Raw genomic sequence first — 14,371 nt, 5'->3', positions numbered from 1 at the left:
CCCACCACTCCGACAAGTCAACAGCCTTGTTTTGGAAATCTTGAGAAAAATTCTAGGTAATTGATTTTAAAAGGTAATTTCCATAATATTTCCCCGGAGACTGTTTTCCTGTGAGTTTTGCTCCGTAAGAAGGGTGGGAAACACCTCCCTTTCAGCCGCCGCCTCAAAACCGCCCCGACAAATTCACAATCTCATGGTTACCACGTTCTGGAGAGGGATTCGAAAGCGCGCAGTTCAGGCAATGCACCCGTTTGCAGCTTGACCGGTTTGACTCTCTACTCTGAAAGGGGCACATGTTTGGCCCAAGGTCCCGCAGGCAGTATAAAAGCTGCCTACGGCAATAACGAGTATCAGGGACTGGCTTAAACTGGCATGATGACGGCCCGCAGCATGATCCGCTCGCTCGGCAACGAACCGCCGATCCTCGCCGACGGCCGTCGCGCTCCGGATCGACGTGAGATTTCGTTGCGTTGGCTGTCCGGCACCTTCCTGACCGGCATTACCTCTTCCATCCTGATGGGCGTTGCTTTGTTTGCCGCTCTCGACGGCCGGCAACAGCTTGCCATCCCGGCCGAAGCCTCCGCCTCCATCCCGACCAACGATGCGGATGCTGCCTCGCGCGGCAAGCGGCTGCTCGGCAGCAATATCGTCGCCATGCCGACCGACCGGAAGGTGATGGAAGTCTCGACGGTCGTGCACGAGGGCAATAAGGAAGTCGTCCGCCGCAAGCCCTTCGCGCATGTGAAGATGAATCTGGCCGCAAACCACGTGGCCCAGGAAGACTATCCGAACTTCGATCCGATGACGATCTTCTCGTCGAGCGAAACACCGCCGCCGCCTGCCGCACGTGCCGGCGTCATCTACGGCTCGAACGTCGAGTCCGAGGTCAGTCTCCAGACCGTGGCCTTCCCCATCAAGGGCAGCATGTATGCCTTCGCGCAGGCGATGACGCTGGAGGAGGTCGAGGAAAACGTCCGCTCCAACGGCTCGGTTCTCACGGACGGCAACAGCCAGCTTTCGGCGCTCTATTATGTCGACCCGCAGCGCTTCTCGTCGAAGGAGGATGGCGGCGGTCTCGACATCACCGCCGGCCTTTCGGCCCGCGTCGTCGAGGAAAACATCTCGGTTTCGATGCCTGAGGCGATCAACGCCCGTACCCGCGAATATGCCGACGACATCATTCCGGTGCGCAAAGCCGAGACGGTCAGCCAGGCGATGACCGAGGTCGGTTATCCGGAAGGCAAGGCGCGCGAGATTTCCGGCTACCTGCAGTCACGCCTCGGCGAGGCCAACCTTGCCGTCGGCGACGTGCTGCGCATCGGTGTCATCCAGGAAGGCGACATGGTCCTCGTCGTCCGCGCCAGCCTCTATCGGCGCGGCGACCACCGGGTAACCGTCGCTCTCGACGATCACGGACGCTTTGTGGACGGCCAGGAGCCGCCGATGCTGGATGCGGTGGCCTCGGCCTTCAGCGAGCAGCCGGCGCAGGTCCTCGCCGGTCGCGAACTGCCGCGCGTCTACGACGGCATCTACCGGGCAGCCCTCTCCTACGGCATGAGCATGGAGATGACAGCTACTCTGGTAAAACTGCTTGCCAGCAATGTCGATCTGCAGGCCCAGCTGAAACCGACGGACAAGATCGAGGCCTTCTTTTCGGTCGCCGACGAAAAGGGCCAGGCGAACAAGGATTCCCAACTGCTTTACGTGAACGCCCGTTTTGGCGACACGACGAGCCGCTTCTACCGCTTCCAGAACCCCGACGACAATTCGGTCGACTATTTCGACGAGGACGGCAAGAGCATCCGGCAGTTCCTGTTGCGAAACCCGCTTCCGAACGGCCGCATGACCTCCGGCTTCGGCATGCGCGGGCACCCGCTGCTCGGTTATTCCCGCATGCATACCGGCACCGACTGGGCAGCCCCGCGCGGCACGCCGATCATCGCCACGGGCAACGGCATCGTCGAAAAGGCCGGCTGGGATTCCGGCGGCTATGGCAACCAGACGCTCATCCGTCACGCAAACGGCTACGTCTCCTCCTACAATCACCAGAGCGCCATTGCGCCGGGTGTTCGCGAAGGCGCCAAGGTCACCCAGGGCCAGGTGATCGGTTACGTCGGCTCCACCGGCCAATCGACCGGCGCCCACCTTCACTACGAGCTGATCGTCAACGGCACCAAGGTCGATGCGATGAAAATCCGCCTGCCGGGCGGCAATTCGCTGAACGGCAAAACGCTTGCCCGGTTTGAAGAAGAACGCAAGCGGATCGATACGCTGCTCAACACCCAGTCGGCCGACGAGGTCGCCAGCCGGTAAGGCCTTTGCTAATCAGTTGGACACGAAAAAATGGCGGCCGAAGCCGCCATTCTGATTTTCAACGTTCGGCCTGACTTACGCAGCCTCACTCACCGCCCGTTTGACCCGGAAGAGCAGCCGGTCCGAACCGGCGCTGACCGCAACGGCCGATCCGTCTGGAATCTGGCCGCCGAGGATCTGCTCGGCCAGCGGATCCTGCATGAACTTCTGGATCACCCGCTTCAGCGGACGTGCGCCATAGACCGGGTCGTAACCCTTGTCGGCCAACCATTCGCGGGCATCCGAACCGAGATCGATGCTGATCTTCCGCTCCGCCAGAAGCGACAGCAGCCGCTTCATCTGAATATCGACGATCGCCCCCATCTCGTTGCGCTTGAGGCGGTGGAACAGGATGATCTCGTCGACGCGGTTCAAAAATTCAGGCCGGAACGAGGCCTTCACCACGTCCATCACCTGCTCGCGTACGCTTTCGGAATCCTCGCCCTCGCGCAGAGCGGTCAGGTATTCCGCCCCAAGATTGGAGGTCATGATGATCATCGTGTTCTTGAAGTCGACCGTGCGGCCCTGCCCGTCCGTCAGCCGCCCGTCGTCGAGCACCTGCAGGAGAACGTTGAAGACGTCCGGATGCGCCTTCTCGATCTCGTCGAACAGCACGATCTGGTAGGGCTTGCGCCGCACCGCTTCGGTCAGCGCCCCGCCTTCCTCGTAACCGACATAACCCGGAGGTGCACCGATCAGCCGCGCGACCGAATGTTTCTCCATGTATTCGGACATGTCGAGGCGGACCATCGCGGACTCGTCGTCGAACAGGAAGCGGGCCAGCGATTTCGTCAGCTCCGTCTTACCGACACCGGTCGGACCGAGGAAGATGAACGAGCCGATCGGCCGGTTCGGATCCTGCAGGCCGGCGCGAGAACGGCGGACCGCACGCGAAACAGCCTGAACCGCATCGCCCTGGCCGACGACGGACTTTGCCAGCTCGTCTTCCATGCGCAGCAGCTTGTCGCGCTCGCCTTCCAGCATCTTGTCGACCGGAATTCCCGTCCAGCGCGACACCACATGGGCGATCGCGTCCGGGTTCACGACTTCCTGCACCATGGCATTGGTCGAACCGTCCTGGGCTTCGGCTTCCACGAGGCGTTTTTCCAGTTCCGGGATCACGCCATAGGTCAGTTCGCCGGCACGCTGGAATTCGCCCTTGCGCTGGGCAGTCGCCAGTTCGTTGCGGGCCTCATCGAGCTGCCGCTTCAGGTCGGCGGCAAGACCGAGCTTCTGCTTTTCCGCCTGCCAGCGGGCCGTCAGCGCATCCGCCTGCTCTTCGAGCGAGGTGACTTCGCTTTCCAGCCGCAACAGCCGGTCGGCCGAGGCGCTGTCGGTTTCCTTTTTCAGGGCCTCGCGCTCGATCTTGAGCTGCATGATGCGGCGGTCGAGTTCGTCGAGTTCCTCAGGCTTGGAATCCACCTGCATGCGCAGCCGCGAAGCGGCTTCGTCCATCAGGTCGATCGCCTTGTCGGGCAGGAACCGGTCGGTGATGTAGCGGTTGGAAAGCGTCGCGGCCGCAACCAGGGCCGAATCCGAGATCCGAACCTTGTGGTGCTGCTCGTATTTTTCCTTGAGGCCGCGCAGGATCGAGATCGTGTCCTCGACCGTCGGTTCCTCGACCATGACCGGCTGGAAACGACGGGCGAGCGCCGGGTCCTTTTCCACGTGCTTGCGGTATTCGTCGAGCGTGGTTGCGCCGACGCAATGCAGTTCGCCGCGGGCAAGCGCGGGCTTCAGGAGGTTGGAGGCATCCATCGCACCGTCGGACTTGCCAGCGCCCACGAGCGTGTGCATCTCGTCGATGAACAGGATGATCTCGCCGTTTTCCGACTGCACTTCGTTGAGCACGCTCTTCAACCGCTCCTCGAACTCGCCGCGATATTTGGCCCCGGCGATCAGCGCGCCCATGTCGAGCGCCATGAGCTTCTTCTCTTTGAGGCTTTCCGGCACGTCGCCATTGATGATGCGCAACGCGAGACCTTCGGCGATCGCCGTCTTGCCGACGCCGGGCTCGCCGATCAGCACCGGGTTGTTCTTGGTGCGGCGGGAAAGAACCTGGATCGTGCGGCGGATTTCGTCGTCGCGGCCGATCACCGGATCGAGCCTGCCGTCACGGGCTTCCGCGGTCAGGTCCCGGGCATATTTCTTCAGCGCCTCGAAACCGGCTTCGGCATTGGCGCCATCGGCCGTGCGACCCTTGCGGATGTCATTGATGACCTGGTTGAGCCCCTGCGCGGTTACACCGGCCTTTTTCAAGGTCGCGGAGGTCGAAGCCGACGTTTCGATGATAAGCGCCAGAAGCAGGCGCTCGACTGTGACGAAACTGTCGCCAGCCTTCTTGGCTGCCTCTTCCGCTGTCGAGAAAACCTTCGCGAGCGGCTGGGAGAGGTAGATCTCGCCATTGCCGCCGGAAACCTTGGGAAGCTTGGCGAGTGCGGCGTCGTTGGCGATGCGCGCTTCCTTGGAATTACCGCCGGCGCGGTCGATGAGCGACGACGCCATGCCCTGATCGTCGTCGAGCAGGACCTTCAGCACATGTTCGGGCGTGAATTGCTGGTGACCCAAAGCCAAGGCCTGGGTCTGAGCCGACTGCAGGAAACCGCGGACGCGCTCGGAGTATTTTTCGATGTTCATGTGACACCTCCAGTGATCGACCCGCCCTTGATAAGGCACGGACCGATGATTGAGATTGAGCTCCCTCAAAGGCGAGCCCTGCCGAAGTCTCGGCGTTGTTGGAGATATGGTAAGCGGATTCTCGTGTTTAAAGTGTTCAGACGGTCAAAATCTGCGAGCTGAAACCTCAGGAATTTTCCGCGTGACAATCCACAATCGAGGGAATACAGAAACCCCATGTCTTTCACGTCCGCCTACGCCTCGCGATTTTATAGCTACCGCTTTTCCCAGCGGATGCGGGTCCGTGCGTAGCTGATTTCGACGCAACGACATTCCCTCAAGCCGCTGGTCTACCTGGCGGCTTTTTCAATTCCGCACGGTATGACCAAAAAGGAGCCATGCCCGTGCCGAATGCCCGTCCAGCCAATACCGTCGACGATCGCCGCATCGTCGAGATCACGCCGCTGACTATCCCCGCCGACGTCATCGCCGAAATTCCGCGCAACGATGCGGTCACCGAGACCGTGACCCGTACGCGCGACACCGTCCACCGCATCCTGCATGGCGAGGACGACCGGCTGATCGTCGTCATCGGTCCCTGCTCCATCCATGATCCCGTTGCCGCACGGGATTATGCGGCCCGGCTGCAAGAACAACGACGACGTTTCGGTGGCGATCTCGAAATCATCATGCGCGTCTATTTCGAAAAGCCGCGCACCACCGTCGGCTGGAAGGGCCTGATGAACGACCCGCATCTCGATGGCAGCTACCGCATCGAAGAGGGTCTGAGGATCGCCCGGCAGCTTCTTCTCGATATCAATGCGACGGGCCTTCCGGCCGGCTGCGAATTCCTCGATACGATCACCCCGCAATATATCGCCGACCTCGTCAGCTGGGGCGCGATCGGCGCTCGCACCACCGAAAGCCAGGTACATCGGCAGCTGGCATCCGGCCTCTCCTGCCCGATCGGCTTCAAGAACGGTACCGATGGCGGTGTCGCGGTTGCGCTCGATGCCATACTGGCCGCCTCGCAGACGCACCATTTTCCGGCGGTGACCAAGGACGGCCGGGCCGCGATTGCCACGACGACCGGCAACGAGGATTGCCACGTCATTCTTCGCGGTGGCAAGCAGCCGAATTATGAAGCCGCCGATGTCGAGGCCGTTTCGAGGGATGCTGCAAAACGCGGTTTGGAACCGCGGATCCTCATCGATGCCAGCCATGCCAACAGTGGCAAGGATCCGATGAACCAGCCGCTGGTCGTCAAAAACGTCGCGGCGCAGATCGCTGCGGGCGACATGGCCATCAAGGGCATGATGATCGAGAGCAATATCGTCGGCGGGCGCCAGGATCTCGTGCCCGGCAGACCTCTCGTCTATGGCCAGAGCATCACCGACGGCTGCATCGACTGGGAAACATCGGTCCTTGTCCTCGAAGAGCTTGCCCGCTCCGTCCGTGATCGGCGCCAGTCTCGGGCCTGACGCAGGCAATCCCTGTTGGAAGAAAAAGGCCGCCCGGTTTCCCGAGCGGCCTTCTTGATCTCGTTATTTGCAGGATGGCTTATTCAGAAGCTGCATCCGCCAGGGCCGGCTGCGAGCCGTCGCCCGAGGCCTCGCCCTCGGAACCACCCTCTTCACCGGCGCCTTCGCCACGACGCGGACGACGTGGGCGGCTGCCGGCGGCGCGGCGGCGGCGCGGAGCGGCTTCTGCCTGCGCCTCTTCCTCGACCGCCACTTCGGCAGGCGTGCCTTCGATCACCGGCTGCGGACCGGAGCCATCGACGACCGGGGCGACTGGCTGAGGTGCTGCGACCTGGGCCGGAACTGCTGCGACGACCGGCTGTTCCGGACGATTTTCCCGACGGGGGCGTTCACGCTGCTGGTCACGCTGTTCGCGTGGCTCCCGTTGTTCACGGGGTTCCCGCTGCTCGCGGGGCTCGCGTTGTTCCCGGGGCTGCTCCCGGCGGGGCTGCTGTTGCTGGACCTGCGGCTGCGGAGCCTCGTCCATGGACGGCTGTTGTGAGTAGCCGTTGTCCTCGTTGTCGCTATTGTCCATGTCGTCCTGATCCTGGACGTTGCCGTCCCGATCCTGGTATTCGCCACGGTTATCGTGCTGGAACCTGTCCTGCATCTGCGCCTGTGCGGCGGCAATGATGCGATTGTAGTGTTCGGCGTGCTGGAGATAGTTCTCCGCCATCACGCGATCGCCGGAGCTTTGGGCATCACGGGCGAGTTGGCTATACTTTTCGGCGATGTGCTGGGCGGTCCCGCGGATCTTCACGTCCGGGCCGGAGCTGTCGTAGGTGCGGCTGAGAGGATTGCCGCCCTTGCGGTTGAAGTTGTTATTTCCGCCGCCGCCGCCATTATTGTTATTGTTGTTACTGCCGCGACCTCGACCGCGTTTGTTCTGCTGTCCTGGCCTCATCTATCGTTCACCAATTCTCTGTCTTCGCTGATAAGGGGCCACGCGACCTGCCGGACAGAGCCGAACAAGACTTCGCGTGCCGCGCACAGGCCGATCAAAGCGTCCTGCCGCTTGTGAAAGTCAAATTAACTGATTCACGCACCGGGAATTGTTCAACCTTCGCAACTCTTCGAAAAGAGAAGGATCAAAGGGTTGCCCTGTAACCCGAACGAATCGCTGTTCATTCCCAGCCGTCCCAGTGCGTATTTGCAAGCTATCCCGCTTCCTCCGGAAATCCAAGCCTTTTCTTTTGCCTGCAAAATCAAGGATGATTCACGGTAAATACGAGAACCCGATCATTATCGCCATAATCGCGTACCGCCTCCATCGGCGTAAAGCCGGCAACGCGGAAAATCGCGGTCACGGTTTCCTTCTGATCGAACCCGATCTCGACGCCGATAACGCCGTCCTTTTCGAGGAAATCTCCTGCATTCGCTGCAATCGCGCGATAGGCTTCAAGCCCATCCGGACCTCCATCTAGCGCTGCCAGCGGATCGAAATCCCGGACTTCCGGGTCCAATGCGGGGATGACATCGCTTCGTATATAGGGCGGATTTGACACGATTATGTCGAACCGACCGGGAATTGCGTCAAACCAGTGGCTGCGGACCGCCTGAAATCTCTCGGCCATTCCCAGCCGTGCCGCGTTTCGCGCCGCCGTCTGCAGTGCGTCCTGCGAAATGTCGCTGCCGATACCTTGGGCCCGCGGGCTTTCCTTCAGCAGTGCCAAAACGATCGCGCCAGTTCCGGTTCCAAGATCGAGGATACGTGCCGAACCCTTGTCTGCGACAATCTGCCTCACATGGGCAAGCATCGAATCTACCAGGATTTCGGTGTCCGGCCGCGGCTCCAACGTTTCCTTCGAAATCAGGAGCTCCATGCCGTGGAATTCACGTGATCCCAATATGCGGTGTACCGGCTCACGTTTCAAGCGGCGCTCGACCGCTTCCCCGATCCGGGAGGTTTCCTCCTCCGTCAGCAGCCGGTCGCCGCCTGTGAAGACTTCAGTGCTGGAAAGCCCGAGCAACCCGCCGATCAGCAGCCGTGCCTCGATCGCCGCATCCGGCAGGCCAGCCACGGAGAACCGCGATCTCGCATCCGCGACGGCTGCGGACAGTGTCGTCATCCCTGTTGCTCGCCGAGTTGCGCGAGCTGGCCGGCCTGGTAGTCGGAAATCAGCGCATCGACCACTTCGTCGATATCGCCTTCCATCATCCGGTCGAGCTTGTAGAGCGTCAGGTTGATGCGGTGGTCGGTAACCCGCCCCTGCGGAAAATTATAGGTGCGGATGCGCTCGGACCGGTCGCCGGAGCCGACCTGGCTCTTCCGGTCGGCGGAACGTTCGCTGTCCGCCTTCTGGCGTTCCATGTCATAGAGGCGGGTGCGCAGCACCTGCATCGCCTTGGCGCGGTTCTGGTGCTGAGACTTTTCCGAACTGGTCACCACGATGCCGCTCGGCATGTGGGTGATGCGCACCGCGGAGTCGGTCGTATTGACGTGCTGGCCGCCGGCGCCGGACGAACGCATCGTATCGATGCGGATGTCTTCCGGCCGGATTTCGATGTCGATCTCTTCGGCTTCCGGCATCACCGCCACGGTCGCCGCCGAGGTGTGGATGCGGCCGCTCGCTTCCGTATCGGGCACGCGCTGCACGCGATGCACGCCGGATTCGAACTTCAGCTTGGAAAACACGCCGCGCCCGGTCACCGTCGCGATGATTTCCTTGTAGCCGCCCGCCTCGCCTTCGCTGGCCGACAGAACCTCGACCTTCCAGCCCTTGGTGGCGGCATAACGCTCGTACATGCGGAACAGGTCGCCGGCAAAAAGAGCCGCCTCGTTGCCACCCGTTCCGGCGCGGATTTCGAGGATCGCGCTCCTCTCGTCGGCCGCGTCCTTCGGCAAAAGCAGGACCTGCATGTCCTTTTCCAGCGCCTCGAGCCGCTCCTCGGCTTCCGGCAGCTCCATTTCAGCGAGTTCGCGCATCTCGCGATCGGTGCCCTTGTCGGTCAGCATCGCGCGCAGGTCGGCCACTTCGGCGATCGACTTCTCGTATTCGCGGATCTTGCGTACCACCGGCTGCAGCTCGGAATATTCCGACGCCAGCTTCACATAGACGTCGGCGGCCGGCCCTTCCGACATGCGCGCCTCGATCTCGCCGAACCGGCGTTCCAGTTCGCGCATCTTTTCGACAGGAAGCTTCGCCAACTATAGAACTCCAACTATGCCATTCGTCATCCTCGGGCTTGTCCCGAGGATCTCTCCACGCGTATAGGTCAGCAGATCCTCGGGACATCCTCGGACTTGATCCGTGGACCGAGGATGACGGTGAGAGCACATAGCTCGACCAATAGCCGTCATTCAATCATCAAACCGGAATATTGTTGGCCTCGGCGAACCGCACAAGCAGAGTGCGGATCGACTCCGACGACCTTATATCGTCGAGCGCCGCGTTCAATTCTGCCGACAGCTGGTCGATGTCAAGCCCGAGCAGCATTGCCTTCACCGGCCCGATGGAGGTCGGGGACATCGAAACCGAGCGGAAACCGACACCGAGCAGCGCCATCGCCGAGAGCGGCTTACCCGCCATCTCGCCGCACAGCGTCACCACCGTCTTGTTCCGTTCGCCGGCCCGTGCGATGTCGCGCAGAATGCGCAGGAACGGCTTGCCGAGATTGTCGAAACGGTCGGAAACCCGGGCATTGCCGCGATCGGCCGCCATCGTGAACTGGAACAGGTCGTTTGAGCCGACCGAGACGAAATCCACTTCCGCCATCAGTTCGTCGAGCTGCCACATCAGCGCCGGCACTTCCAGCATCGCCCCGAACTGCAGCTTGCGCGGCAGGCTGTGGCCGAATTTGGAAAGATGCTGCACTTCCTTCTGCATCAGTTCTCGCACCGCATGGATTTCCGAAACCTCGGTCACCATCGGCAGCATCATCTTGAGCTCGGCGCCGGCGGCAGCCCGGAGCAGCGCCCGAAGCTGGGTACGCAGCAGGCCCGGACGATCAAGCGACAAACGGATCGCGCGCCAGCCGAGCGCCGGATTTTCCTCTTCCTGGGCCCGGAAATAAGAGACGACCTTGTCGCCGCCGATATCGAGCGTGCGGAACGTCACCGGCCGGCCGGCCGCTTGCTTGATGACGTTGCGGTAGAAGCTTTCCTGCTCCTCGAGCTTCGGCATGGTCGAAGCGATCATGAACTGCAGCTCGGTGCGGAACAGGCCGATGCCGTCGGCGCCGGACTCGGCAAGCTGCGGTAGATCCACCAGCAGCCCGGCATTCATCTGCAGGCTGATACGCTTGCCGTCCTTGGTGATCGGCTCGACATCCCGCAGCGCCTTGAACTGCTCCTGCCGGCGGGCCCGCAGGCGTACCTTTTCCTCGTAGGCCTTCTGCAGGTCGAGAACCGGCCGCAGATGAATCTGGCCGTCGTCGCCGTCGATGATGATCGGATCGCCGTTTTCGGCAAGCGCCACGACACCCGCCGCCTGGCCGACGACCGGAATGCCCATGGCGCGCGCGACGATCACCACGTGGCTCGTCACCGCTCCGTCTTCGAGCACCAGGCCGCGCAGGCTGGCACGCGGATAGTCGAGCAGTTCGGCGGCCCCCATGGCACGGGCGAGAATGATGGCGTCGGTCGGGAAACCTTCGTCGAAGGCGCGGCCTGAAAAGCCCGTCAGCTGGCGCAGAAGTCGGTTGGCGAGATCGTCGAAATCATGCATCCGCTCACGCAGATAGGGATCGGTCAGGCGCATCATCCGCGCCTTGGTATCGCTCTGGACCTTCTCGACCGCGGCTTCCGCCGTCAACCCGTTGTGGATCGCCTCTTCCATGCGGCGGACCCAACCCTGGTCATGGGCGAACATCCGGTAGGTTTCGAGCACTTCGCGATGCTCGCCTTCCTGGGATACTTCGCGGCGCGACAGCATGTCGTCGATCGAGATGCGCAAGGACCCGAGCGATTCCGCCAGCCGGGTGACTTCCTTCTCGGCATCTTCGTTCAGGAGATTGGTAACGACGATGCGCGGTTCGTGCAGCACCACATGGCCAAGGCCGATGCCTTCGTTATAGGCGTCGGCGTCGATGGTGATGGCACGCGTGAGGTCGAGTTCGAGGCCGGGCCTCGTGATCTTCTTGAGCTCGCCGGTGGCGATCATCTCGGCGATCACCATCGCGGTGGTTTCGAGCGCCTCGACCTCGTCCTCGCGATAGTTGCGGCTCGCCTTGTTCTGGACGACGAGAACGCCAAGCGTGCGGCCGGCCCGAAGGATCGGCACGCCGAGGAAGGAATGATAGATTTCCTCGCCGGTTTCGGGGAGATAGCGGAAGGCCGGATGCGCCTGAGCATCGGAAAGGTTGAGTGGCTGCGCGGAGGCGGCAATCGTGCCGACGAGGCCCTGGCCCATCTTCAGCTGCGAAGTGTGGACGGCTTCCTTGTTGAGGCCTTCGGTCGCGTAGAGTTCGAGAACACCGTCGGAGCGGAGCACATAGACCGAACAGACCTCGGCCACCATGTTGCTGGCAATCTGGCGGACGATCCGGTCAAGGCGCTCCTGTGGCTCGAGCGGCTCCGCCATCAACTCGCGTAGCCGCTTCAACAGAACGCGCGGACCTGCCGACAGGTCTCTCATCGGCATATGCTCTCCCGAAACGAGGTCACCCCAACCGGAAGACGGCGCGCTCGATTGACGGCGCGCCGAACCGGTTCATTATCAACTCTTATCGAGACCGTAAGCGGAATGCAAAGTCCGAACAGCGAGTTCCGAATAGGCACCGTCGATCAGGATCGAAATCTTGATTTCCGAGGTGGTGATCGCCTTGATGTTGATGGATTTTTCGGCAAGTGCCTTGAAAGCATGCGCGGCAACGCCCGCATGGCTGCGCATGCCGATGCCGATGACCGAGACTTTCGCCAGACCTGATTCGGTCTGGACGACGTCGAAGCCGATTTTTTCCTTGTTGTCGTCGAGAACCTTCATGGCCTTCTGCACGTCGCCCGAAGGTACGGTGAAGGTCATGTCGGTGCGCGAACCGTCTTCCGACGTGTTCTGCACAATCATGTCGACATTGATATGCGCTTCGGCGAGCGGGCCGAAGATCGCCGCCGACACGCCCGGCCGGTCGGCAAGACGCCGGAGCGAAATCTGCGCTTCATCCTTGGCATAGGCGATGCCGGTGACGACTTCCTGTTCCACGATTTCTTCCTCGTCGCAAATCAAAGTACCGGGCGGGTTCAAAAGGTCACCCATGCCCGGCGCATCGGGATCCTCGAAACTGGAACGCACGAAGGTGCGGACCTTGTGGACCATGGCGAGCTCGACCGAGCGCACCTGCAGAACCTTCGAGCCGAGCGAGGCCATTTCGAGCATTTCCTCGAAGGAGACCTTCTTCATGCGCCGCGCCTGGGGCACGATGCGCGGATCGGTCGTGTAGACGCCGTCGACATCCGTATAGATGTCGCAGCGGTCGGCCTTGACCGCGGCCGCGATCGCCACCGCCGACGTGTCGGAACCGCCGCGGCCGAGCGTCGCGATCCGGTTGTCGGGGCCAAGCCCCTGGAAGCCGGCAACGACCGCCACCTGGCCCTCGCCCATCCGCTTGATGATCTCCGAACCGTCGATCTCCATGATCCGCGCCGCGCCATGGGCGCTGTCGGTGCGGATCGGGATCTGCCAACCCTGCCAGGACCGGGCGTTGATGCCCATCGACTGCAGGGCGATGGCAAGAATGCCGGACGTCACCTGCTCGCCGGATGCGACGACGGCGTCATATTCGCGCGCATCGTAAAAAGGCGAGTTGGCGCCGGAAACCTTCGGCATGTCCTGAACCCAGCCAACCAGCTCGTTGGTCTTGCCGGACATGGCGGAGACGACGACCGCGACCTCGTGCCCGGCTTCGACCTCACGTTTCACATGGCGCGCGACGTTGTGAATGCGTTCGAGATTGGCGACCGAAGTGCCGCCGAACTTCATGACGATGCGAGCCATACCGACAAAAACCACTGTTTCGCCAAGAGGCTCTGGAGCCTTGGGCGCCTGCTTTCAAACCGCCTCGAAGTTCCGTCGTTTGTGACAGGATCGTCGAGTTGCGGCGTCTCTTATCGAAAAGGCTGAAAAGGCGCAATGGCCAGAACATGGCCGAACGGTACGCTCGGCAGCAGCGCATCGCAATGCGGATGCAAAAAGGCCACCCGAAGGCGGCCTGTTTTAATTTCTGAATGGGGCTAGCGGTCGAACCACCGCGGCGGGCTACGGTCAACCCGGGTCCCGATAGAACCGGTCACGGTCGCCGCGCCATACCGGCGGACGGGGCGGCTGGGCGTCGCCCGGGCTCCAGCTGCGATCCCGGTCCCAACGCGGGGCGCCGTCACGATCCCAGCGCGGCGGCAGGGGCGGAGGCGGCGGAAGACGCGCATCGCGTCTCCAGTCGTAGCGGTCCCAGCGATCACGATCGCGATAGAAGTCGCGGTTGCGATAGTAGCGGCCCCAATAGTTGCCGACGTCGAACGTGACCATGGGAATGCCGAGGCCCTCGTAGTAGTCGGGCGCGACATAAACGCGGTTGGAACGATAGGTCGCCTGAACGTAGTTGCCCGACACCCAGCCGCGTCCGCCGACGAAGGCGACGTCGCACCAGTTGACGCTGCTCATGCAGCCGTAGATCGTTACCGCCGCGCCGACCGGGACGACGTCGACGGCCGGATAGCCGGTGCTTGGCCCGGACCGCATGTTGACATTGGCCGTGGCGACCCCGCGCACGGCCGCATCCGCAATCGACGGCGCCACGAACAGGGCGCAAAGTGCCGCAACGGACATCAGAGTTTTCTTCACGGGCTTCCTCCTGAGAAACCAAATAACGCGCGAACCGGACTGACGATCTGCCGAACGGATTTCGCCGGATATCAATGTTCGAGACATTCCCATTGTTCCAGCACGGCT

Annotated in this window: 9 protein-coding genes; 2 read left to right on the top strand and 7 right to left on the bottom strand. The window is 62.0% G+C overall.

Annotation, left to right across the window (positions count from 1 at the left end; translation table 11 throughout):
- Positions 1-372 precede the first annotated feature (372 nt).
- The gene (locus ACZ9EJ_RS21545; RefSeq protein ID WP_046642136.1) at positions 373-2,313 is read left to right on the top strand and encodes a M23 family metallopeptidase; all 1,941 of its coding nucleotides are present in this window, start codon (positions 373-375) and stop codon (positions 2,311-2,313) included.
- A 75-nt stretch (positions 2,314-2,388) separates the two neighbouring features.
- On the opposite strand, the gene clpB is transcribed toward ACZ9EJ_RS21545, so the two are convergent.
- Positions 2,389-4,989: an ATP-dependent chaperone ClpB gene (gene clpB, locus ACZ9EJ_RS21540; RefSeq protein ID WP_046633901.1), complete on the bottom strand. Its 2,601-nt coding sequence runs from the start codon at positions 4,987-4,989 to the stop codon at positions 2,389-2,391.
- A gap of 383 nt (positions 4,990-5,372) precedes the next feature.
- Between clpB and ACZ9EJ_RS21535 the strand changes: the two genes are divergently transcribed.
- Entirely contained in the window at positions 5,373-6,449 is a 1,077-nt protein-coding gene (locus ACZ9EJ_RS21535) for a 3-deoxy-7-phosphoheptulonate synthase (RefSeq protein WP_255743287.1), read from the top strand.
- 79 nt (positions 6,450-6,528) lie between these two features.
- Here the strand turns inward: ACZ9EJ_RS21535 and ACZ9EJ_RS21530 are convergent, their stop codons facing one another.
- From ACZ9EJ_RS21530 to ACZ9EJ_RS21505, 6 genes are all read right to left on the bottom strand, one after another.
- Positions 6,529-7,392, bottom strand: a complete 864-nt coding sequence (locus tag ACZ9EJ_RS21530) for a DUF4167 domain-containing protein (RefSeq protein WP_046633897.1) — start codon at positions 7,390-7,392, stop codon at positions 6,529-6,531.
- A gap of 301 nt (positions 7,393-7,693) precedes the next feature.
- Positions 7,694-8,557: a peptide chain release factor N(5)-glutamine methyltransferase gene (gene prmC, locus ACZ9EJ_RS21525; protein ID WP_046642138.1), complete on the bottom strand. Its 864-nt coding sequence runs from the start codon at positions 8,555-8,557 to the stop codon at positions 7,694-7,696.
- On the bottom strand, positions 8,554-9,636 hold the full coding sequence (prfA, locus tag ACZ9EJ_RS21520) for a peptide chain release factor 1 (protein WP_046633893.1): 1,083 nt from the start codon (positions 9,634-9,636) through the stop codon (positions 8,554-8,556). Before prfA ends, prmC begins: the two co-directional genes overlap by 4 nt.
- 160 nt (positions 9,637-9,796) lie before the next feature.
- Entirely contained in the window at positions 9,797-12,064 is a 2,268-nt protein-coding gene (gene ptsP / locus ACZ9EJ_RS21515; RefSeq protein ID WP_046642156.1) for a phosphoenolpyruvate--protein phosphotransferase, read from the bottom strand.
- Between the two features lie 81 nt (positions 12,065-12,145).
- Positions 12,146-13,420 (bottom strand): aspartate kinase, encoded by a 1,275-nt coding sequence (locus tag ACZ9EJ_RS21510; protein WP_046633890.1) that lies wholly within the window; start codon positions 13,418-13,420, stop codon positions 12,146-12,148.
- A gap of 267 nt (positions 13,421-13,687) precedes the next feature.
- Positions 13,688-14,263 (bottom strand): SH3 domain-containing protein, encoded by a 576-nt coding sequence (locus ACZ9EJ_RS21505; protein ID WP_080954204.1) that lies wholly within the window; start codon positions 14,261-14,263, stop codon positions 13,688-13,690.
- Between the last annotated feature and the right edge of the window lie 108 nt (positions 14,264-14,371).

The organism is Neorhizobium sp. USDA 3394, from assembly GCF_056280385.1.
This window is presented reverse-complemented; position numbering and strand designations above follow the sequence as displayed.

Bases quoted from the DNA above. Each gene is read 5' to 3' on its own strand.
- ACZ9EJ_RS21530 (WP_046633897.1), bottom strand. From the start codon at position 7,392: ATGAGGCCAGGACAGCAGAACAAACGCGGTCGAGGTCGCGGCAGTAAC.
- ACZ9EJ_RS21545 (WP_046642136.1), top strand. From the start codon at position 373: ATGATGACGGCCCGCAGCATGATCCGCTCGCTCGGCAACGAACCGCCG.
- clpB (WP_046633901.1), bottom strand. From the start codon at position 4,989: ATGAACATCGAAAAATACTCCGAGCGCGTCCGCGGTTTCCTGCAGTCG.
- prmC (WP_046642138.1), bottom strand. From the start codon at position 8,557: ATGACGACACTGTCCGCAGCCGTCGCGGATGCGAGATCGCGGTTCTCC.
- ptsP (WP_046642156.1), bottom strand. From the start codon at position 12,064: ATGAGAGACCTGTCGGCAGGTCCGCGCGTTCTGTTGAAGCGGCTACGC.
- ACZ9EJ_RS21510 (WP_046633890.1), bottom strand. From the start codon at position 13,420: ATGGCTCGCATCGTCATGAAGTTCGGCGGCACTTCGGTCGCCAATCTC.